Raw genomic sequence first — 22,428 nt, forward strand, 5'->3', positions numbered from 1 at the left:
GAAAAGCCTGTGTCATGACGATGCCGGACGACGCGCGCGCAGCCCTGGCTGCGCCTCCCTCCGAGGCCGACGTGACGGCCATGAAGTCCGAGGCCGCGGCGTGGTTCGAGACGCTGCGCGACCGGATCGTCGCCGCTCTGGAGACCCTCGAGGCGGAGGCGGCGGGCCCGTTCCACCCCGACGCGCCCGAGGGCCCCGGGACGTTCGAGAAGACCCCGTGGAACCGGACCGACCATACCGGGCGGCCGGGCGGCGGCGGCGTCATGGCGATGCTGCGGGGCCGCGTCTTCGAGAAGGCCGGCGTGCACATCTCGACGGTGCACGGCGAGTTCGCGCCGGAATTCCGCGCCCAGATGCCCGGCGCTGCCGAGGATCCGCGCTTCTTCGCCACCGGCATCTCGCTGATCGCCCATCCGTGGAACCCGAACGTGCCGACGGTTCACATGAACACCCGGTTCGTCGCGACGACGCGGGCGTGGTTCGGGGGCGGGGCCGACCTGACGCCGGTGCTCGACCGGCGCCGCACGCAGGACGATCCGGACAGCCGCCACTTCCACGCCTGCCTGGCGCGGGCCTGCGCGGCGCACGGCATCGACCACGCCCGCTACAGGGCGTGGTGCGACGAGTATTTCCACCTCAAGCACCGGAACGAGCCGCGCGGCATCGGCGGGATCTTCTACGATTACCTCTGGAGCGGGACGCCGCAGGCCGACCTCGCCTACACCCGCGACGTGGGCCGGGCCTTCCTGGAGGCCTACCCGAAGATCGTGCGCGACAATCTCGGCACGCCCTGGACCGAGGCGGACCGCCACGAGCAGCAGGTGCGGCGGGGCCGCTACGTGGAGTTCAACCTGCTCTACGACCGGGGCACGATCTTCGGCCTGAAGACGGGCGGCAACGTCGCCTCCATCCTCTCCTCGATGCCGCCGACCGTGCGCTGGCCGTGAGTGCGGGTCTGCCGGCCGCCTACGCGCCGCAGCAGGACGCGGCGCTGAAGGCGATCGCCGCGTGGCGGCGGGACGGGGGATCGCAGGTGTTCCGGCTGTTCGGCTATGCCGGCACCGGCAAGACGACGCTCGCCCGCCGGATCGCCGAGGATGTCGACGGCACGGTGGTCTACGGGGCCTTCACCGGCAAGGCGGCCTCGGTGATGCGCCAGAAGGGCTGCTACGACGCCGCCACGATCCACTCGCTGATCTACCGCACCAAGGAGGCGGAGGAGGGCGGGCCGACCTTCACGCTGAACCGCTCGGGCCCGGCCGCCAAGGCGGACCTGATCATCATCGACGAGTGCTCGATGGTCGATTCCGACCTCGGCAACGATCTCCTGTCCTTCGAGCGGCCGGTCCTCGTCCTGGGAGACCCGGCGCAGCTGCCGCCGGTGCGCGGCGGCGGCTTCTTCACCGAGGCCGAGCCCGACGTGATGCTCACCGAGGTGCACCGGCAGGCCAAGGACGACCCGATCGTCCGCATGGCCATGACCGTGCGCGAGGGCGGCCGGCTGGAGCTCGGCAGCTACGGGCAGAGCCGGATCGTGTCGCGCCGCGCCCTGGATCCGGCCGAGGTACTCGAGTGCGATCAGGTGCTGGTCGGCCTGAACAAGACCCGCCGCCTCTACAATGCACGGCTGCGGGAGCTCGCCGGCCACACGGACCCGATGCCGGCGATCGGCGAGAAGCTGGTCTGCCTGCGCAACGACCGGGTGAAGGGCCTGCTCAACGGCTCGACCTGGACCGTGCAGGCCCTGCGCGCGCCGCCGCGTCCGGACCTGATCCGCCTCGACGTGGTGCCGGAGGACGACCCGGCGCTCCGCCGGAAGCCCACCGACATCAAGGTGCTGCGCGCGATGATCTCCGGCACGGACGAGGAGATCCCGCTGTTCCTGCGGCGCGAGACGGACGAGTTCACCTACGGCTACGCGCTGACGGTGCACAAGGCTCAAGGGTCGCAGTGGGATCGGGTCACGCTGTTCGACGAATCCTACGCGTTCCGCGAGCACCGGGCGCGCTGGCTCTACACCGGCCTGACCCGCGCGGCGCAGGCGATCACCGTGGTGGTCTGATCCGGCGCCGCGCGACGTCTCGCTTGTGAAGCGGGACCACGCGTGCTACGCACCGCCCGTCTCATCGAGGCACCTTGCGGAGAGGTGGCAGAGCGGTTGAATGCACCGCACTCGAAATGCGGCATGCCTGCAAGGGCATCGGGGGTTCGAATCCCCCCCTCTCCGCCAGAAAAATCTAACCCATTGATTTGATTGATAGATTTCCCCTCCTGGGGCCGTTCTGCCGTCGTGGTGGTACACAATGGTGGTACACACGATGGTTCTCGCGATCGCTCGACCCTGGCGACATCCCAAGACCGGCACCTACTGGTTCCGACGTCGAGTCCCGAAGGAACTACGCTCCTTTATCGGGAGGTCCGAGGAGCGGAAGAGCCTCCGAACGAAGGAGCCGGATCTGGCTCGGACGCGATATCTTGAGGCGGCCGTCGAGGTCGACGAGCGCTGGGGCCTGCTGAGACGATCCGCGGCGGCTCTGGCCGCCCTCGCACCGCCTCCCGAAGGTATGCCTGGATGCGTACCGGGGCAGCCTCCCGAGAGGCTTCAAGCCGATTGTCGTTCCTTCCGAGCCGACCCAGGTCGCGTCGCGCCTGCCTGTTCGAGCGCCCCCGCCGTCCCACCCGCACCAACGGGGTCCGTTCCTTGGCGTCCGACCTTCGAGGCCTACGCGGCCGAGGCGAAGCTGGCGCCGTCCACCATCAAACGCTGGTCCGGGGTCCTGTCCGCCCTCGAAGAGGCGCTCGGTACCGACGATCTCGCTCTCGTGACGCGGGGAGACCTTATCGCTTGGAAGCGCGACCTGCTCGCTGCCGGCCGCGACCCGCGTACCGTCCGCGACGCGCACATCGCCGCGACAAAGGCCCTCATGAACTGGGCAGTGGCGAACGGTCGTCTCGACTCCAATCCGGCCGCGGGCGTCGTCGTGATGGTGCCCGACAAGCCGCAACTCCGCGACCGGGATTTCACCGACGGCGAGGCGCTGACGATCCTGCGGGCGTCCCTCGGTCCTCAGGACTGGAGATTGTCGCGGGAGCATGCCGCAGCGCGACGCTGGATCCCTTGGCTGTGCGCGTATGGTGGGGCTCGCGTCAACGAGATGACCCAACTGCGCGGCCGCGACGTTCGTCGCGATGGTCCGGCATGGGTGATTCGCATCACGCCTGCGGCGGGGAGCGTAAAGACCGGTAGGTGGCGCGACGTGCCGCTGCACCCACATCTCGTGGAACAAGGCTTCGTCGATCTCGTCCTCGGCTGCGGATCCGGGCCACTCTTCTACGATCCTGCCCGAGGCCGGAACGGGCAAGCCGCGCACCCGATCTACAAGAAGGTCGGCGAGCGCCTCGCCGCGTGGGTCCGCGCGATCGGGATCGACGACGATGGCGTGGATCCGAATCATGGCTGGCGGCATCGTTTCAAGACCGTAGGGCGCCGCGCTGGGATCGACCCGTCACTGCTCGATGCGATCCAGGGCCACGCTCCACGCACGGAAGGCGAGCATTACGGGCGGTATCCGGTGGAAGCGATGTTCGAGGCGATCTGCCGATTGCCCAGATACGACGTCGGGTCCGGCCTCTGATTCTCGGCCGGGTCGACGACCTGCTCGCCGGAGGGATAAAGCCCGAGCGTGTGAGGTGAAGATCGGCGAACGAACCGCGCTCGCGCACGATGGCTCGCACCCGCCTGCAAAGGTCGCCACCGCTTCGACTACTTCCGCCGAACGAGCGCCGGTATCCGATCTCGTGCTGTCCGCGAGACGCGCGGAGAACCGAGCGGACACGCTCGGACTGGCTTACCCCGCACTTCCACCGAGCCGAGTCCGCATTCGGAGTGTCGAAACCCGGCCCGACGCCGAGGTCGATCTAGTCCAGCTCGACATCGGCGGTCCTCGCTGACGGCGGTCGCAGATCGTCTGCATGCAGTCTGACGTACGGTCGTCGGGAATAAACGATCGACGTTTCTCGGAAACGCAATCCTCACCGAGAGTCGGTCAAATCGGCGTGCGAAGGAACGCCGACCTCATGCCAGCACTCGATCGTCCCATAGAGCTCGCGCCCTGGCTCCATCCGGAAAGCGGTCGCTATTATTATCGACGCCGCGTGCCTTCGGACCTCGTCGAATTCATCGGCAGCAGCCACGTGAAACGCTCGCTCAAGACGAAGGATCTCTCCCAAGCCAAGCGTGAATTCGAGAAGGTCCATCGCGAGATTGAGGAGCGTTGGCAGGGGATCCGACGCGGTGTCCGCGCTCTAACCTGGGAGGAGATCGCCTCCATCGGCGGTGCTATGTATGATCTGCATATCGATCGGTTCAAAAAATCCAAATTTTCCATACACGGACACAGTTTTATATACAGTTACTGCGGTTATATTATAAATAAAACCAAGGACGAGTATGAAATAAAACTTTTCAATGAGACGGTCGGGCGCGACATCGACGTTTTTCTCGACGAGAGAGGCATCCTCGTCAGTCCCCGAACACGCAAGTCGATCGACTACCACGTGGCGACGGCGGTAGCACAGGCGATCGAGGTGGGCTTTAAGTGGTTCGGGGGTGATTTCAGTCCCGATCCGAAGGCCGATCGCTTCCCGCGTCACGCGAAACCGTCTGCTACCATCCGCGCCCTCGATACCTTCGACCACTACGCGAAGGAGGCGGAACTCTCACCTGCCACGCGCAAGCGTTGGGAACCCGTGTTCGTAAATCTCGTCAGGTTCGTCGGACACGACGATCTTGCGAGGATCGACGCCGACCGGCTCGCCGACTGGTTGGACCATCTTCGCGTCGATGCCGAGCGGAAGGCTGTCACGATCCGCGACGTCTATCTGGCGTCGGTAAGAGCTGTCTATGGCTGGCTCGTCGTTCGACGGAAGCTCAAGGAAAACCCCGCCAGAGACCTTAAGGTGAAGATCCCCGCAGGTCACGACAAGGAAATGCGCGAGTTCTCGGACGCCGAGGCGTGCAGGATTCTTTCCGCGTCGCTCGGGCAACAACCGGACGACCTGAAGCCGCACCTCAAGGCGGCACGCCGCTGGGTGCCCTGGCTCTGCGCGTATACCGGCGCCCGCGTGAACGAGATCACTCAGCTGCGTCGCGAGGACGTCTTCGAGGACGAGGGGATCTGGATCGTGCATGTCACGCCCGACGCCGGTCGCGTGAAGGACCGGACTAAACGGAAGATCCCGCTCCACCCACATCTCGTCCGGCAGGGGTTCATCAGGTTCGTGGCAGGATGTCCCGAGGGCGCGTTGTTCTATGTGCCGATCCCGCCATCCGACCTCCCTCTCGATCCCATCGACCGTGAAGTCCGGACCGCGGAGCGCTTCAAGCGAACCGGCGAGGACATCGCCGTATGGGTACGCAGCCTCGGGATCGTCGACAGAGACGTCGGCCCCTCTCACGGTTGGCGTCACCGCTTCAAGACCGAGGGTCGCCGCGCGGGCATGAAGGAGCGGATGCTCGACGCCATCCAAGGACACGCCTCACGTACGAAGGCCGATAGATACGGCTCGCGTCCGCCGTCCGTTCTGTTTCCGGAAATCCTCAAACTCGTTCCCTACGTCGTCGACGGAACCAGAGTGACCGTGACCGATGCGCCCGCGTACGTGTACGACTACGGTAGCGACGACGCGGAGGCGTCGGCCGAAGCGTTCAAGGCTGAACGTCGCAAGGCCGGGTAGATCCGACCGGTCGGACTACGGACGAAAGTGGATTGTACTGGTCCTCGTTTCGAGGATGCACGCACGAGGCCTGGCCGATCGGCCGCTGGACGTTCGTTTGCGCGGTGATGCCGCGGCTCGGAGCGCATCCGGCGCTCGCCTAACGCCAGTGGCGGAATGGGCGGCGATCCGACGAGCGGGCGCACCCGTCTCCCTGCTCCAGGCGGCATCGCGCAGCGGACACGATGCCGGGTCCATCGGATCTATTCGCTTCTGATCTTCAGAAGGACGGGCCAGGCGTCGCGCGCGTCTTCGCAGGAACTGCCTCGGATGAACGCGTCCAGCGTGCTGATCGCGGCCTGTCGACAGTTCGGCCACGCTCGAACGATCGCAGCGACGTGCAGAGCGAAGGTTCTCAGCACGGCCCCGCTATCGCCGGCGACCGATCTCGCGTGCCGGTACGCGCTGTCGACCAATCCCTCGTATGCGGCATTGGCGGTGGAAGAGCGAAGGGGGGCCGCGAGCCGTTCGTCGCGCCATTTGGCGGCTGCGCGACGGGCCTGTTTCTCCAGAACGGTCCGGAACTCGTCGACGTCTCCGAGCGCGGCGGCGACACTGCCGCGTGCGGACAGTACGTGGGAGGCGCCGGCGACCTCGGGCTCCAGCATCGCCTCCGCCTCTATCCGGTCGAGCAGCTCGCGCATCTTCCCGGCCGTCGCCGGTGTCACCTTCGAGACGTCGATGATCGAGAAGAGGACGGGGATGATGAAGGGGTCCGGCTGCCCGGCCGCCTCGGCGACGAGCCGGTTCGCCATCGCGTCGTCACTCCTTTCAGCGAATGGATGAGACGCGGGAAACCATCCCGCCTCAATGAAGACTGCCAACGGATCGGACGCGGGCCAGACCTCGGCGGGGGCCTCGGAAAATGGCCTGGCGATGCCCAACGATGGAAACCAACCCTGGTCGGACGTGTACCCAAGTCTCGTGCGGAAATGTGCCGAGAGCTGGTCGCGGGCCTCGCCGACCGGCAGGATCCGAAGCGCACGGGCGGCGAGCAGGGCCTCGAAGCGTTCCGGGTTCAGTCCGTGGGTGAGGAGATCGTACCAAGCCGGCTGCCGATGCATGTGCGCTTGGTCGACGAGATCGAAGCGAGTCCACCCGGCGATCCAATCGGCGATCGGCTCCATCCCTATCCCAGGGGGCGAGAGGACCTCCGTCATTCGGTCGGCGTAGACCCAGAGCAGCTGCAACCGCTCGGATGGTTCCAGCGATGTCCAATCCTCCCGGCCGAGGCCTGTCGCCGTACCGTGGCGTACGAGAGCCACGAAGAGCTTGGCGAGGTTCGATACGGCCTCGAGCAGCGTTCCGGTACCTGCGGCGATCGCGTTTGCGTGGCCGCCGGATGCGACGGCGCCCTGTATCCGCAGAAGGGCATGAAGTGGCGTCGAGGCGTCGAGGCGGCGGACGTCGTCGTCGGGCTCGTCCGGTGACGCGCCGTATGCACCGAGGAACGTTTCCGGCGCGTCGAGCGGCAGACCCGCGGCGCGTCGGCCGGCCTCCATGGTCCCGAACTCTTCTGCCAGCCGGTTCCAGGTGTCGGCGCTCCCGCCAGCGGTTCGACGAAGGTACGAGCGGACTGCCTCGACGGAAGGAAGTTCGATGTCGTCGAGTGAAAGCTTTCCGCTCTCGCGGATGCTTGCTCCGATACGCCCCGACGCACTGTGGAAATCGTTTCTTTCGAGGGCTGAAAAGGCCTCGAACCGGGCGTCCGCGAGTTCGATCCGCGCGATCCGCTTGAGGTCGTCCGGCCCGATCGATCCGAGGCGGTCCGTCAACCCATCGACTCTTGCGAGTGCCGCCGCGCGCGCCTCGGGCTCCGGCAGCAGCAGAGCCGCGACGGAAGGTTCGAGCCTAACGGTTCGTTCGCCGATCGTCAGGTCGAGTTTGATCGTCGCCCCGTCGTTCCAGAAGCCGAGCCGGAGGCCTCGCCGACGGTCGGGCTCGACCAGGACGGAGGTAGACTCCATCCGCTGCGCATAGGCCTCCGCGCACGCGACCGCGAGCTTCGCGACCGGAACCTGATCCTCGTCGGCGATGGTCAAGACCATGGCCGATTCGAGATCGAGGAGCTTCCGGATGCCCGGTCGGTCCTCGATCCTGTCTCGCCAGCGCTTCGGAAGCAGTTGCAGGAAGCGATGAACCCGCAATGCGAGAAACTTCCGCACCGTCTCCGGGTCCGTCTCCGGAATGTCGGTCGTTCGCCCGACGATCGGCCCGACGACCGCCACCACGACGTCTACGACGCTCTCCGCGGCATCGGGATCGGCCTTGGCGAGCGGATCGAGATGCTCGGCCACGAACCAATCGACGAAGGGCTCGAAGGTCGTCGCGATATCCCCGCCCTGCGACAGGGACGACATGAGCGGGAGGTCGAGGGTGTGGGCGATCGAGATCGCAAGCATCTGTCTGCGCGTCTCGGGCGTCGCATCGGCTGGCAGACCTTGGACCCGGTCGACCCTGAGGTTCGTCCATACCCAGGAGGAGCGAGCTCGCTTCGTCCGGACGTCGGCCGCCAGGTCGTTCCAGATGCGCTCCAGCATCCGGCGGGCGAGCCCCAGGACCTTCAGGACGTGGTTCATCTCGCCGCCGGCGACGCCCTCCTCGTTCATCCCGACGTTCGGATTGATGAAGTGCAGCGCCTGCGCTTCGAGGGCGAACCAGCGCCGGAGTTCCTGGAGCGGCGGCGTCTCGATCAGCGAGCCGTCGCTCTCGGGCGCCTCGAAGACCTTCGCCTGCACTTCGTCGAGATCGACGGGATGAAACAGGTATCCTGCCGACCTGAGGCTTCGCAGAAGCGTTCGGCGACGCCGGTCGTCGATGAGACGGCGTTCGCGGAGGTGTTCAAGCACATCGAACACATCGATGGCGCCTGCGTGGCGGCCGTGGGCGACCGCCCGGTCCTCGACCCAGTAGGCCGCGTCGGCGGACGCCTCGGACTGCGCCGCGAGTACTTCCGCGAGGCAGCGGAACGGAAGCGTTTCGATGTGCAGGTCGGTCGGGAGGCCGTTGCGTGGCAGTGCGATCGACGTCCAGGAGCCTGCCAACAGCTGCTCGGAGATGTGACTTCTCAATCCAGTTATCGCTGCCCGTAGGGCCGCCGAGGCTCGCGCGTTCTCCAAATCGTGGCGGCCGCGTTCGGCCTCGGTCGTCCGGAGATGGAGGTGCGCGCCGAGGAGGACCTTGTCGAGAATGCCTGCTTCCAGAAGGGCATAGGCGCTTCGGGACGTGGCCACGGCCGAAGATATCCGCTCACCGGGCACGGCGGGCACCGGACCGATCCGCTCGGTGATCAGATCGAGTTCGTCCCGGTCGATGCGCCCGGCTACAAAGGCTTGCGCCAGCAATCGGCCGACGATCTCGACGGAGAACGCACCCGGGTGGTCCTCGTCGTCGATCGAAATCGCATCGGCGGGCACGGCATCGGCGAGACGGAGCCTGCTTCGGGCCGGATCGAGCATGGCTTCCCACTCGGCCAGCCGCTCGGTCCCGAGGTTCGGTAGGCGATTCTCCATCTCGATCAGCGCCGGCTGGATCGAAAGGGGGACCTCAATCGAGAAGGCCGCGTCGAGCTCGGTCAAGATGCCGAGCCGCGTCGCGAGCAGCACCGCCGAGAGATCCATGCGGAGCACCGGCAGGCCTCCTGCAAGGCCGCCGAAGGGCGCCCGGAGCGCGCCCGAGCGGAGCAGCATAGGGAAGGTCTCGCCGATGTCGTTGCAGCGGTGCGCGCTCTCCGCCAGGAAAAGCCGGGCGAAGGTCGTACCATCCCCACCCATGACCGCCGCCGCCGGAACGTGTCCCGACGTCCATTTCGCGAAATTCGCACTGTAGGTGGTGTTGCCGGACGCCAGGAAGTCGCGCAGCTCCTCGATCGAACCGAAAGCGTGGAAGCCACGTCCCTCCCGCTCCGGCGCGAGGAACAGGCTCAACATCCGCGACCTCGTCTCCTCGTCGCCGAGGTCTGCTGCCAGCGAAAGCGTCGGGCCGACGAGATCGGGGCGGATCTCCTCGGTGGCAGCCGAGGTGAGCGCACGTCGCGCGACGTTCGGTGCATGCGCCCGCAGGACGTTCGCGACCCTGAGCGCTCGTTCAGGGTCGAGTTGTCCGGCCGCGAGCGCGCGTTCGGCCTCGTTGCGAAGCTCCGGGATCGCGCCGATCAGGATGTAGGTGTCGAGCAGGCGTCGTCCGACAGCGAGATCTGCGTCGCCCTGACGAATCTTTTGAAGGTCGGCGATGACCGGCTGGTGCCGGCCGAGATCCTCGTTCGCCCGGATCCGCATGTGGATCAGCGGGAGCGGAAGGCCGCTGCCTCCCGAGGACTGCTCGATGTCGCGGAGCAGGGTCAGGCATTCTTCGGCCTCGCCTGCAAGTATCGCCGCCAGGACGGCGAGTTCCACCGTCCGACGGGTGCCGATCTTCATCAGCGCCGACCGCAGCCGGTTCACACCGGTCCATGCGGAGCGGGACGCGAGGAACTCGGCGCCGGATAGGATGTTCTCAGTTCCCACGTCTCCAGCGAGCAGATGCTCAATGAGAGGCTTCTCGTCACCGTCGTGGAGGGCCGAGCATAGCGCGACGGCGTAGGGATCGTCCTTTCCGGCGTCGCGGTCTCCGAACTGCGCGCGCCAGTTGTCCAGGAACTCCGTGGCCCGGGGGAACGAGCCCCGGTAGCGGCGAAGGACCTTCGCGCCACGCTCCGGGTGTCGACCGCTCGCAACCATCGTGGCCAGAACCACGAGATGCGCCGGCGACCCGCGGCCGTTCCGGATGACGTCGCCCAGTCGCTTCCTGAGATGGCCCGACCGTCTCGGTACGTTGCAGTTGTTTGCCCAGGCGACGGCCATCGGCTCAAGCGGTTCGCGAGATAGGAGCCGACGCGCGAGCCTGACTCCCTCCTCGCGGCGGTCCGGATGCAGCAGAAGCGCGGCGAGTTGCCAGACCTCGACACCGTGGCTGGCCGAAGTTTCGAGTGCTCCCGCAACGGCTTCGAAATCCGCAACCGCTCCGTCCAGCAGCGTCCTCGCCGCAGGATCGTCCCTCACGAGGCCGACGTTGATCGGTTGCGGAACACGCCCGAACTGCGGCGTCACGCCTTCGGCCATGGCGGCGTTGAGGCGGATCATCCCCCGTGTGAGCCGCGGCAGAAAATCGTGCGGCGCCCTGCCGACGGCCGAGCGCGCCTCGCGTAGGGCCAACTCGCGGTTGCCGTTCAGGAAGGCGATCATCGCTCGGAGTCGCAGGAGCTGCTCGGTCGACTCCGAACCGGGGAGTGCAGCGAGCGCGTGAGCCTCGTCGATCGCGCCGGCCTCAATCAGGAGCGCGACCTTGAGCTCCTTGCCGCGGGTCGTGGACGGATTCGGCAGAAGCGCGAGCGCGTCGCCGATCGGCCCGATGGATCGTTGCAGAAGGGCGCGTTCGACAGGGTCCGATGCAGGGTTCAAGCTGTCGGCCTCATCGAGAAGAGGGCCAGCCGGACCAGTCTCGCCATCCTGGATGTGAAGAACCGCGACGGCGCGCAACGCTTCTGCCTGAACCTCGGGTCGCAGGGTCCTCCAGGCGGTATCGTCCCCTCGCGTCTCCTCGTACCAACGCAGAAGCTCCGAGGGGCGCCCCCGCCGCACCGCCGCGACAGCCTCCGTCAAGCGGCCGCCGAGGGCTGGGCCGAGCTGGCGCGTGCCCGCCGCTGCGAACTGGTCGAGGGCCTGCTCCATAAGTCGGCGCATGTCCGCGCCACCGAACTGAGCACTCCCTGCGACAGTCGAGACGCTCTGCCCCGCATTGCGGGCCAAAACCTCGACCCACGCTTCGTGGAAATATCGCGCGACCTTGTTCGCATCTCTGGCGACGAGTCCGGTGACGAGGTCGGCGTTCCAAAGCTTGAAGTCGATGCCCCGCTGCCTCAACCTCGCCACGAGTTTTCGGGTCGCGTCGTTCAGATTGTCGTCGTTGAATTCGTGCGTGACTGCCAGGATGAAGATCCGGACCTTCTTCCCGCTCCAATGGCCGTCGATGTGTTTCAGAAATTCGTCGACCCAGATCCGGATATCCCAGGCGTTCACCTTGAGATAGCATTTGCAGGAGACTACGACTGCCGGTTCGTGATCGGCGTCGAAGCCCTCGCAGTCGACGCCGAACTGCTCGACGCCGCTCGTGCGCTTTAGAGAACTACGCACGACGATATCCGGATGGGCATCCTTCAAAATCTCAAGGCACAACTCCTCGAAACGACGACTACCCACCTCGTGCAATGGGAGAAGTCGCGCGTTCTTCGGCGGGATGCTCGGATCGGCCGCGGGCTCGGTGATTCCGCTCGGCGGCCGGTACCCCGGATCTGGATCCGCGCCCCAATCGGGGGCGGCCTTCAATCGCCTACGGGGCTTCGCCAATCCCCCCGTTTTCCTCCCGCCTCGACCGCTGCCGCGTGCCGTGTCCTTGTCGGCCACCTTCTTCGGAGCGGCCGCACCTTTCTTCGTCGTCATCGGGCCGTGTCGTAAATGGGCTAGGAAGGCGGAGCCCGGGTTCCCTCGCGGGTGCTACGCCGCCTGGAGGCACGACCGGACCGTAACGATGCCGGTCCGGTTCGGCAACGGCTTCGTTCCACGTCCGTTCCTTCCGCTGCGTACTGAACCAGGAACTTCGCCGCCACTCGCAATTTCGGGAAACTGGCCGAGATCATCCCGCTCCCGCAGCCGAGCCATACCCAAGTGCGCCGGCATCGAAGGTCGTCCACAGGTTGTACGATCGACGAGAGACGTGGATCGGCGTCCATCCCGGTCTAATCCCCCAAATGAGGGTGAAGAGCAGGAGCGGCTGCCAGCAATGACGAATGTGACTTAAAATCCGTCGCCTTATCGTCGACGCTCGCGCCCGATGCGCGCGTGAAACGGACCCATCCAGGCGCTCTTCGGGAGATCCTCGCCACGAATCTCCGGCGGATCCGGGCCGAGAAGGAACTCAGTCAAGAGGCGCTTGCCGATCTCTGCCAGATCGATCGCACATACATCAGCGGCGTCGAGCGTGGTCTGAGAAACCTCTCGATCGACAATCTCGAACGGTTGGCGGCGGCGCTGCGGCTTGAGCCCTGGCAGCTCATAAGGCGGCAGGCCGACGACCGCTGATTCTCGTCCGCAGCATCCCGTCTCGGGCCGCGCCGCGTCGTACGGGGCTGGGAACGGCACCGAGGCGAGCATTGCCGTCGATCACGCTGACCTCGCCTTCGGCGCTGCAGGAGAACCTGATGCCGCCGGCTCCCAGGGCGGCCAGAACGGCCTGCACCTTGCGCGGCTGGGTACGGCATCCGCCCGATTCCAGCATCACGACCGTGCGTCTCACGACGGACGCCTTCCGGGCGAGCTCGTCCTGCGTCCAATCCAGCAGCACACGCGCCGCTCGAAAATGCCGCGCGCGAAGAAAATCCAAATTTTCTCTTGCGTTGGACCCTATGTGCATTATAGTCGTCAAAGTGAGTCGAGCAGTACGGCGCAGTGCGATGCGCCGAAAACTGACCTCTTGAGGCCGGCGGGATCGGATAGACATCCGATACCTTCAAGATCGGCTGTGCAGGCGGTTTCGTCAAGCGAGACGAGCCGCGTCGTTCCTTCGATGAAGGAATGCGCACGCATGGCACGGCTCCGTGCCGCGTGGCGGAACCCATTCGATCGGCATTCGCGGATGCGCGGGCGTTCAGAGGCGCCCGGGATCGAGGCAGTCACATGCCCCAGGACGCCTTCCCACCCAGAAACCCCCCATTGAGATCCGCCCTTCGCTGGCGGATGCGACGAGGTTGCTACAACGCGAAGCGTTTGGAGTACGAGGCTACGGTCCTGGCTTCGGTCTGCGGGGCCGTCCGCCTCGGTCGCGACGAAGAGCTCAGGAGTTCGCTGGCGCGAAGAGGTCTGGGAGGGGACGCCGTCTCCGCGCTCCGGTTCCGGGAGGCCGAATTCGAGTACGGGGTGATCCTTCCGACCGACCGCACGTGGAATCTACCCCGGCTGCAGGGCCCGACGTTCGATGTAGGCTTCGAGATGTCCGCCGCCGGCCATCGGATCCTGGTAGTTCCGCCGACGGACGTGAGGCTGCAGCCGCGCCTCGCCAACGCTCAGCACGTCTTTCATGCGAAGAAGGCGCCGGCCTGCGGCGACCTGGATGTGCTGATCCGCTGGATCGAGACGCAGGGCGGCGAAGCCCCGCTCGACGCCTGCGTGGCGGCGTTGGACAGTCCGGGCGCGCGCGAGCGCATCTTCGGCCTCGTGTTCGGTGGCCACCTCTCGTTGGATCTCGCATCGGCGATCACGGACCTGAGCATCGTCCGGCTCGGGTCTCGGTGTCGGATGTCCAGCTGGGACAAGCTCGGGTGGCGCATCCTCCGGACCGATCGGGCACCGACCAGCACTTCGCCGGATGCGGCCGAGTTGGAGATCGGGTCGGCCTGAGACCCGACCTCGCTCGCGAACGACGGAGCTTCGCGCTCCGTCCTGCACGCACTGTCTCAGATGGGGGCGGGCCATGGCCGGAAGCAGCATCGTCGTGGAATTTCCGAGCGGCCGACCGCTCGCCCGCAGGTCGTCCGCCGCTCCGAGAAGACGGAGCGTGGCGGAGCTCGTACGAAGCCTCTCCGGGCGCCGATCTCCTCTCGCGGCGACCGGGTCCGATCAGCCCCTGCCGATCAGGCTGAGCGAGTTCGCAGGAGTCGCCGATCCAACCGTTCGGCAACTGTGCTCCCTCGCGCTGGGTGGTGTCGTCACTCCGGCATCGGCCTGCCGACTCGCCCTGCGCCACGCCGAAGAGGTCAGCGGACCGCGCAGGAGCCAGCCGCCGGCGGCCGCGGGTGCGATCCGATACGAGTTGACGCTCGCCGGAGATCCGTTCGGCGAGTTCGCCTTCCATCTGCGCGGACGGGGCGGATGGATCGTGTTCGCTCCCGTAACCAGTCTGGGGTTGCTGCCCGAGCTGTGCCCCGGTGTCGGCATCCAGGCCTGCATGCTGGTCGGATGCGGAGCCGACGGACGGTCCACCGTGAGGCTCCTGACCGCGAAGGATTGGCACCGACGTATCGTGTCGCTGTCGAATGGGAGGAACCGGTGCGGCTCCAACCATATCCTGCTCCTCGGCGGACTTCCCTCGCGCGAACCGGAGCGCTCCTCCGCTCTGACGGAAATCGAGCAGGCCGTGCATCGGGGTGGGAACACCCGGTTGGTGTTCTCGACCTTGAGGAAGCGCTCCGAGGCCGCTCGTTCGATTGCTTCCAGGAACCATTCGCGGGAGATGTTGGCGATGATCGAGCTGGCGTTTCCCGGCTTGGTGGACGTTCCCGCACCGACCGGCGGGGCTCGATGATGACCGAGTCTGCTGGCATCCGGAAGGACGTACAAGTCGCACCCCGATCCGCGGGCGGGGGGCGGTCGGCGATGGTCCGACATCTGCTCGCACGACTCGCGGAACGACGCAGCGACGAGGCTGCGTGCCTGGATCGCAGCCGGATCCCGGAAAAGTTCGGGCCCGAGGTGATCGGCGCGACCATTCTGCTCGGATACTGTCTCGCCTCGCGTGACGAGCTCCGGGAGAGGATCGAGACGTCCGCACCCGTCGTGATCGTCGAAGTTCCGCATGCGGATTGGATCGAGCCGATGGCGATTGCGATCGGCGCCGTTTTCGGCTCCGATCCGCGACGCGGCGAAGAGATACGGACCGATACCGCCGGATCCCGCCGCGGACCGATCGTCGTCGAACCCGGGACCCGAGGCCGTCAGTACGACTCCGACGGCATGTCCCGCACAGCTCGAGCTCTGCGCGAGCACCGTGCCCTGATCGGTGTGACGGCGGGCTTGTCCGCATCGCTTCCGAGCGACCTTCTGCGAGCCTGTGAGGAGCGGCTCGTCGTCGATGCCTTCGACCCGGAGGCGGTCGAGCTTCTTCTGGACCACGTCGTCGGCAACGTACCGAACCGACGAATCGCGGAAGATGCCGCTGGAGCGATCGAGCCGGCCGACCTGCGGATCGCCATCCATCCCGCCCGCGGGGCCGAGGGCGCGCTCAATCGGCTATGCGCCGTGCTGGAGAGCCGATTGCGCCGAAGTCGATCGGCAGATGCTCCTCGTTTGCAGGATCTCACTGGATATGGGCCCGCCCTCGAATGGGGGCTGGCCGCGGCTACCGATCTATCGGCCTACGCCAGGAACAGCATTTCCTGGTCCGCGTGCGAGCAGGCGGTTCTCCTGGCGGGAAAGCCGGGTACGGGCAAAAGCTCCTTCGCCGACGCATTGGCGCGACAGGCGGGGGTTCCGCTCGTCGCCGGATCGCTGGCTCGTTGGCAGGCGGAAGGCGACGCCCATCTGGGATCGACCCTGAAGGCGATGCGCGCCTTCTTCGAAGCCGCGAGGAAGGCGGCCCCATGCATCGCACTGATCGACGAGCTCGACTCGTTCGGCGATCGGCGGAAGTTCGCACATCGCGAACGGGAATACTGGACCCTGGTGGTCAACGGACTTCTGGAGTGCCTCGATGGCGCCGGCGGTCGTGCCGGAGTGCTTCTGGTGGGCACCACGAACGATCGCGATCGGATCGATCCCGCCATCCTGCGCTCGGGGCGGTTCGACCGATGCATCACGATCCCACTCCCTTCCATTGTCGATCTCGCCGCCATCCTGCGCCATCATCTCGGTCAGGACCTCCCCGACGAGGATCTGACCGACGCGGCGAGGCGAGCCGTGGGTGGCACCGGGGCGGACTGCGCCGCCTGGGTACGGCGGGCGCGCGGCCGCGCCAGACGGGCGGCACGTGCCCTCTCGCCTGCCGATCTCCTGGCCGAGATCGACGCGACCGACACGTTACCGACCCGAGCCGACGACTTTCGAGCAGCGGTGCACGAGAGCGGCCACGCCGTGGTCGCGCACGCCCTCGGCTTCGAGGTACAATCCATAAGCCTTCACCGCACCACCGAGCGAGGCGGCCTGACCGGCCTGCGTGCCCGGGACATGTACCCGACCGCCGGGGGATTGCGCGACCTGCTCGCAGTCTATCTGGCAGGACGCGCCGCGGAGATCCTAGTCTTCGGTGACCCCAGCAATGGGTCCGCTTCCGATCTGGCCGTAGCGACCGAGATCTGCGGCCGCATGCATTGCAGCTGGGGACTGGAGGAGCGGATAGCGGTTCGCCCGCTCGAAGCGGCTTCGAACGATCTGGAGACCACGATCGAGCGTGATCTGCGGCGCGCTTCCGATGTCGCGGCTTCCATTCTCCTGGAACGAAGGGCCGGCTTCGACCGCCTCACGGATGTGCTGGTCGTACAGCGCGCGGTCGGCCGCGCGGAGATCGAAGCGACGCTCGGGATCGTGCCGGAGCGCCAGTCGGCCTCGAACGCCTCGTAGAACCAGCCGACCGGCTGTCGCGCTCGAACGACGCGAGCGGAGACGTCCGCAGGGCGGATTCGCCTGGCGGCAATCGAGGGAGCAGCCTCATGTCGATCTTGAACCGTGGTCCCGGCCCGTTTCCCGACCTCGCGCGCAGGGCTCGAAAGTATCGCGCTCTAGCCGAGGATCTCGAACGCATCGCCCGCGGCGAGCACCCTACCGACGAGATCCTTCGAAGCGCACCGCACCTGTCGGAGTGGAGGGTCTACCTACATCCGCTTCCATACTTGCTCGGGACCGTCGTCGGACATCCTCAGATCGAAGACGGGCAGAGCTGCAGGACGAGCGAACTCGTCACCTTCGATCCGATCGCCGGCTACGCGCGGACGTACTCGCGCTTCTACCGACTCGAACCGCGAGAGATGCCCCACCGGGGAGGGGACGATGACTGATCGACCGTCGCGCAGTCCAATCGCCACCGCCCCGTCGCCGATAGACTACGCGGAACCCGAGTTCGGGGCTGCCGAGGCGGGACGGAGCGCAGCCATCGACTTCGTCCGCGCACTCGCTCGTTGGGCCGTGCGCGAGAGCTTCCGTCGTCGAACGAGGATCACGCGAGCCGGCTGCCGAGCGGACCAACCCGACCTTTGACATCGTTTCGTCTGCTCGAAGTTCATTAACCACAACATAGCTTCGACGATTTTGTCGACGAGACTCGTGGCCGACATGCTTGACTCCGATTGATCGAGGCCTCCATTTCGATCCTGTCTCAGTCGAGACCCGCGACAGGAGAGTACACAAGTGAAAAAGAACCCCCGACCCGGAAGGGATTTCAAGACAGACGTGAATGAGGCTCGGTCTTCATTCGAAGAAACTCGTTTCATCGGAGTCGAAGGACGTTTGCGCGCCTTCGACATCGTCGAAGCATGCTTGAGGCAATCTTACACGAGGAGTCACGATCGTGACCGACAACTTCGAACACAACCACCGTGAAAACGAGCGGGCGGCAACTGATCCGCAGATCGAGCAACTCCTGGGAAGCCAGTGGTTCGCGGCAACGGATCGAAAAATTGCAAGCCGGGCTACGGTAACGGCGATATACGCCCGATACTCGCCGCGTCCGGATGAGACAGAAGAAAGCATCGAGCGGCAAATAGAGGCGTGCCGCGCGTATTTCGACAGTATCGGGGCGCCGCAGCCGACCGAAGCGCGGATCTACATCGACAGGATGTCGAGTGGTACGCATCCGAACCGCCCGGCCTATAAGGCCATGCTGCAGGATCTCGAAGCGGGCGGCCACACGTTGATGTGTGCCGAACTCCCGGATCGCGTCACCCGCGATTTTGCCGAACTCCATCGGGTCCACAAGCTCTACGAACATCATGGTGGCGGAATCCACTTCGCGGTGCAGGGACGTCTGCAGCCGGCGATGTTGTCTGTTCACGGCTTCCTCAGCATGGAACAGCGGCGTCAGCTGGTCCTGAGAACGAGTGCCGGCAGGCGCATGGCCGCCGCGGAGGGCCGATCCGTCGGAAAGGTGGCGTACGGATACCGCACGGTGCCAGGCAGCAGAGGTATTCTCGTCGTAGAGCCGACCGAGGCTGAAGTCGTCCGGCGGATCTTCCGCGAATACGCTCAAGGCGCGAGCGTGCGCTCGATCGTGATCGGCCTGAACCACGACGGTATCCCGAGTGCTAAAGGCAGAGCGTGGTCCGATGCGGTGCTTGCAAGTCGATGTGGCTTGCTCGCCCGTACGATCTACGTCGGAAAAGTGACGTTTGGGGCCACCCGTTGTACAAGGGATCCGGTTACAGGTCGCACAACTGAGCACGCTGTTCCGAGACAGGATCAGATCGTCAATGATCGTCCGGAACTGGCTGTTGTCGACGCCGCGACTTGGGCGGCCGCACAGCAGCGTCTCGCGCAGCGAGGCGGGGTTTTCAAACGCTCCGCAGCGAGCACGCCGCGTATGTTGGTCGGGCGCATCTTCTGCCCGTGCGGTTCGCGGATGCATTACGTCGGCCTGCGGGGCAGATATCGATTGGCGTGCTCGGCCAGTACGCGGGCGGGTACCTGTGCCCGCAAGAGGACGATTGCGGCTGCCGTCATCGAAGGTGACGTGCTGCGGCTGCTCCGGGACGAAGGCCTGTCCGGAACCAGTTCACCGGCTTCGAGGGTGCCGACGAGGGGCAGGGTTCGCGAGCCCTATACGAAGCGGCGCGCACAGCTCGAGCGTCGTATGGTCGAGGTCGAGGCGCAACTCGACGCGACGATGGAGCCGGAGACGTACGGGCTGTCCGCAGAGAGCTTGGCATCTTTGCGCGAGCGGCTCGAAAGCGAGATCCGCGGCATCGCATCCGAGCTGGAGACGTTGACTGTCCAGTACACGGAGTCGGACCGAGGATCCCGTGCCGCCGTCGATTTCAGTGCCGTCATCGCCACGATGCTCGGACGTCTACCGTTCGAAGCTCGTGATCCGAACGATCGGGAGCTGATCGACACGTTCAGGAGTGCGGTCGATAGGATCGAGATCGATCTTTCCGCGAAAGATCGAAGCTATCGGATCCGCGTCTCGCCGGCGGCTTGGTCCGGACACACAAAGACTGCCGGCACCATTGAGCGGCTCTTCGATCGACCGCGGTTCGGCTTTCTCGGTGATCCGGATCGTGCGGCGGCTGCACTGGACGCGGCAAATCGGGAGCTGTTCGCCCTGGCGGACGACGATTGGGAGGTCGTGGAGCATCTCTTCGCCCGTCGCAATTGGCGCCGTCTGGAGCCGAGGCGCTTGGTGGACGCTCTCCTGTTCCATACCTGGACGAAGGTTCCGATCATCTGCGCGCCGCCCCGGTTCGGTTCCGCGGTCACCCTGAACGCTGCCATGACCGAGCTGGTCCGATCCGGTACCTGGGCAAACGTGATCTCACTTCTTGCGGAAGCGGAATCGCCGGTCGTCGCAGGCATTGATGCCACATACTTCGACCACTGGAAGTCCGAAGCACGGAAGTAGCCGCAGAACCTCTCGGGCGGCCGACGATGGTCCGTCGTCCGAGAGCACTCGCCGACCACGACGGGTCCGAAGAGTCGGGCTTCTCCGCGCGATCGTGCGGCTGACCACGTTCGTCCGTCTTCCCGAAAAATAAGGATGAGGCCTGCCCGCAGTTCACAGCTGCGCACGTGCACGCCTGCGTCTCAGGCGAAAGCAGACAGCCATGAACAACCATAGCTCGCTAAAGCGCCCGGAATCCCCGAGCCGGAACAAAATCGAATTACTGTCGGCGGACTGGAGAGCTCGCTCCGTTCAGGAGCCACAGCCGGTTCGCCGTCCGCGCGCCGTCATCTATGCACGGTACTCGACCTCGAACCAGGACGAGGACAGCATCACGCGGCAGATCGAGAGCGCAAAGCGATACATCGAGAAGATCGGTGCCGAACTGGTGATGCCGGCCGACCGCTTCGCGGATCGCGCTCTGTCCGGCGCCTACATCGTCACGCGCGACGGCCTGAACGATCTGCTCTCGTCGGTCGCGCGGGGAGTTTTCGACCTCGTCGTCGTCGAAGACGCCGATCGCCTCTCGCGCGACCTGGGTCATCTCGGCGAGCTGCACCGGACTCTGGAGCATCATGGGGTCGAACTTCATGCGTCCATGCGCGGCAAGCTCGGTTTGGCCGAGATCGCCATGTACGGCTTCCTCAGTGCGGAGCAGCGAGCTCAGCTGAAGATTCGGACCAAGGCCGGGTCGAAGCAGGCGGCCGAACAAGGGCGAGCGCCGAAGGGATCCATTTACGGCTATTCCTCGGCTTCTCAGGGACACGGCTACCTCGTCGTCAACGTAGAGCAGGCCGCCATCGTGCATCTCGTATTCACGATGTTCGACGAGGGAGTTCCGGTTCGAGCGATCGTCCGGCATCTCAATCGCGAGGAGATACCGAGCCCGCAAGGTAAGCAATGGAGTGCGGCGGGACTTCGGGGTAGCGCGAAGGACGGCAGCGGATTACTGCGCAATCACCGTTACAAAGGCGTGTTGTTCTACAATCGCACCGAGACCCGCCGGCACCCGGATACCGGTAAACGCACGCTTCTGATGCGGCCGGAAGAGGATTGGGTCGTCGTCGAGGTTCCGGAATGGCAGATCGTCGATACGGCCTTGTGGGACCGTGCTCAGGACCGCTTGGCCAAGAGCGGCGCGACCGTCAGGGTCCGGGCAAGCAAGAAACACGATCAGTTGCTGCCGGGGCGGATACATTGTTCCTGCGGTGCCGCCATGACGTCAGTAGTGAAACATTCAGCCCAAGGCAGGCGGCTGCAATGTTCCGCCTATGTCGAAAAGGGCACCTGCTCAATCGGACATTCCGTCGGGCAGGCGTACGTCGAGCGCAATATCCTGCGTATGGTACGCGACGGTATCGTGAACGAGCGGACGGTCGAAGCCTTCGAAGCCGCCTATCGAGATGAGGCTCGGCGTCTGGCCGCCGATGTCGAGGCGGAACGTGCGACTCTTGAGGCGAAGGCGATCAAGTTGGATCGAGACATCGACCAGACCTGGGACAAGACTGCCATGAGCGGTTTCTCAATCGAGCGCGTGTCCGGATGGCGTGCCAAATGGGAGAACGAGCTGGCCGACTTGAGGGAGCGCCTGAAATGCCTACCGCGACTGGATCGCTTGCCGAAGGCGGACGCTTCGGGAGCGGCGACGCTGCGCGGGGCAATGTCCGAGCTGATCCTACGTATTCCGTCCCCTCTACAGTCGGCTGACGATCAACGATTGTTGGCGTCCATCCGTGCACTCGTTCCACGCGTCGAGCTCGCGTTCGCCAAGGGCGGACGCGGCTATACGCTACGGGTCGATGCACGCTTGGACGGACTATTGCCGGCAGCCGAACGCACGCCGGCCGTGGTGCCGGTTGCCCGTCTTTTGGAGGCTGCTTTCGGACCGACCCAGTGGGGCCGTATGGCGGACCCGGATCGGCGTGACGAGGTGACCAAGTTGGCGCAGGCCCGGGTTCATGGGCTCCGCGATCATGAATGGCAGGCGATTGCCCACATCTTCGACGCGATCGACCTTCGAGCCGTTCGTGCCCGGGACGTTGTCGATGCTGCCCTGTTCCATCTCCGGACATCGACGCCTCTTTCGAAGCTCCCGTCCTGCTACGGACATCCGAAGACGGTGCGGTGCGCGTTGCAGCGGTTCGTAGGAGCGGGCTTGTGGCACGACGCAGTCGACGAACTCGGTAGGTTGCACGACGCCGTAGTCGTTGCAGGAGACAGGACAGCGTTCGATCGCTGGAAGGCCGGGCCGGATCCCTGATC

General features: G+C 65.6%; 13 protein-coding genes and 1 tRNA gene. 12 read left to right on the top strand and 2 right to left on the bottom strand.

Annotation, left to right across the window (positions count from 1 at the left end):
* The first annotated feature begins 14 nt into the window (after positions 1-14).
* From hemF to BM314_RS22825, 5 genes are all read left to right on the top strand, one after another.
* On the top strand, positions 15-947 hold the full coding sequence (hemF, locus tag BM314_RS22805; RefSeq protein ID WP_091980383.1) for an oxygen-dependent coproporphyrinogen oxidase: 933 nt from the start codon (positions 15-17) through the stop codon (positions 945-947).
* Complete coding sequence (locus BM314_RS22810) at positions 944-2,062, top strand: ATP-dependent DNA helicase (RefSeq protein WP_012321591.1); 1,119 nt, start codon at positions 944-946, stop codon at positions 2,060-2,062. Before hemF ends, BM314_RS22810 begins: the two co-directional genes overlap by 4 nt.
* A gap of 78 nt (positions 2,063-2,140) precedes the next feature.
* Positions 2,141-2,230 (top strand) — tRNA-Ser (locus BM314_RS22815).
* A 592-nt stretch (positions 2,231-2,822) separates the two neighbouring features.
* Positions 2,823-3,635: a site-specific integrase gene (locus BM314_RS30725; RefSeq protein WP_052083708.1), complete on the top strand. Its 813-nt coding sequence runs from the start codon at positions 2,823-2,825 to the stop codon at positions 3,633-3,635.
* A gap of 442 nt (positions 3,636-4,077) precedes the next feature.
* Positions 4,078-5,736, top strand: a complete 1,659-nt coding sequence (locus BM314_RS22825; protein ID WP_170868160.1) for a DUF6538 domain-containing protein — start codon at positions 4,078-4,080, stop codon at positions 5,734-5,736.
* Between the two features lie 242 nt (positions 5,737-5,978).
* On the opposite strand, the gene BM314_RS22830 is transcribed toward BM314_RS22825, so the two are convergent.
* The gene (locus BM314_RS22830) at positions 5,979-12,251 is read right to left on the bottom strand and encodes a hypothetical protein (protein WP_139237854.1); all 6,273 of its coding nucleotides are present in this window, start codon (positions 12,249-12,251) and stop codon (positions 5,979-5,981) included.
* 399 nt (positions 12,252-12,650) lie between these two features.
* Here BM314_RS22830 and BM314_RS22835 point away from each other — a divergent pair, with 399 nt between their 5' ends.
* Positions 12,651-12,890, top strand: coding sequence for a helix-turn-helix domain-containing protein (locus tag BM314_RS22835; RefSeq protein ID WP_043759905.1), 240 nt, complete (start codon positions 12,651-12,653; stop codon positions 12,888-12,890).
* Here BM314_RS22835 and BM314_RS30225 read toward each other — a convergent pair.
* On the bottom strand, positions 12,862-13,191 hold the full coding sequence (locus tag BM314_RS30225) for a helix-turn-helix transcriptional regulator (protein ID WP_139237855.1): 330 nt from the start codon (positions 13,189-13,191) through the stop codon (positions 12,862-12,864). The two genes, BM314_RS22835 and BM314_RS30225, sit on opposite strands and share 29 nt — an antisense overlap.
* Positions 13,192-13,724: 533 nt before the next feature.
* Between BM314_RS30225 and BM314_RS22840 the strand changes: the two genes are divergently transcribed.
* From BM314_RS22840 to BM314_RS22865, 6 genes are all read left to right on the top strand, one after another.
* Positions 13,725-14,204 (top strand): hypothetical protein, encoded by a 480-nt coding sequence (locus BM314_RS22840; RefSeq protein ID WP_244540007.1) that lies wholly within the window; start codon positions 13,725-13,727, stop codon positions 14,202-14,204.
* Between the two features lie 157 nt (positions 14,205-14,361).
* Entirely contained in the window at positions 14,362-15,108 is a 747-nt protein-coding gene (locus tag BM314_RS22845) for a hypothetical protein (RefSeq protein ID WP_244540008.1), read from the top strand.
* Between the two features lie 71 nt (positions 15,109-15,179).
* Positions 15,180-17,138: an AAA family ATPase gene (locus tag BM314_RS22850; RefSeq protein ID WP_091980393.1), complete on the top strand. Its 1,959-nt coding sequence runs from the start codon at positions 15,180-15,182 to the stop codon at positions 17,136-17,138.
* Between the two features lie 89 nt (positions 17,139-17,227).
* Positions 17,228-17,572, top strand: a complete 345-nt coding sequence (locus tag BM314_RS22855; protein ID WP_043759909.1) for a DUF6634 family protein — start codon at positions 17,228-17,230, stop codon at positions 17,570-17,572.
* A 509-nt stretch (positions 17,573-18,081) separates the two neighbouring features.
* A complete protein-coding gene (locus BM314_RS22860; RefSeq protein WP_091980396.1) occupies positions 18,082-20,127 on the top strand; it encodes a recombinase family protein in 2,046 nt (681 codons plus the stop codon).
* A 202-nt stretch (positions 20,128-20,329) separates the two neighbouring features.
* On the top strand, positions 20,330-22,426 hold the full coding sequence (locus BM314_RS22865; protein WP_052083712.1) for a recombinase family protein: 2,097 nt from the start codon (positions 20,330-20,332) through the stop codon (positions 22,424-22,426).
* Positions 22,427-22,428: the final 2 nt, after the last annotated feature.

Source organism: Methylobacterium sp. 13MFTsu3.1M2 (assembly GCF_900112625.1).
Lineage (GTDB): Bacteria > Pseudomonadota > Alphaproteobacteria > Rhizobiales > Beijerinckiaceae > Methylobacterium.

Coding starts and splice junctions, on each gene's coding strand:
- BM314_RS22865 (WP_052083712.1), top strand. CDS start 20,330: ATGAACAACCATAGCTCGCTAAAGCGCCCGGAATCCCCGAGCCGGAAC.
- BM314_RS22830 (WP_139237854.1), bottom strand. CDS start 12,251: ATGACGACGAAGAAAGGTGCGGCCGCTCCGAAGAAGGTGGCCGACAAG.
- BM314_RS22855 (WP_043759909.1), top strand. CDS start 17,228: ATGTCGATCTTGAACCGTGGTCCCGGCCCGTTTCCCGACCTCGCGCGC.
- BM314_RS22850 (WP_091980393.1), top strand. CDS start 15,180: ATGGTCCGACATCTGCTCGCACGACTCGCGGAACGACGCAGCGACGAG.
- hemF (WP_091980383.1), top strand. CDS start 15: ATGACGATGCCGGACGACGCGCGCGCAGCCCTGGCTGCGCCTCCCTCC.
- BM314_RS22825 (WP_170868160.1), top strand. CDS start 4,078: ATGCCAGCACTCGATCGTCCCATAGAGCTCGCGCCCTGGCTCCATCCG.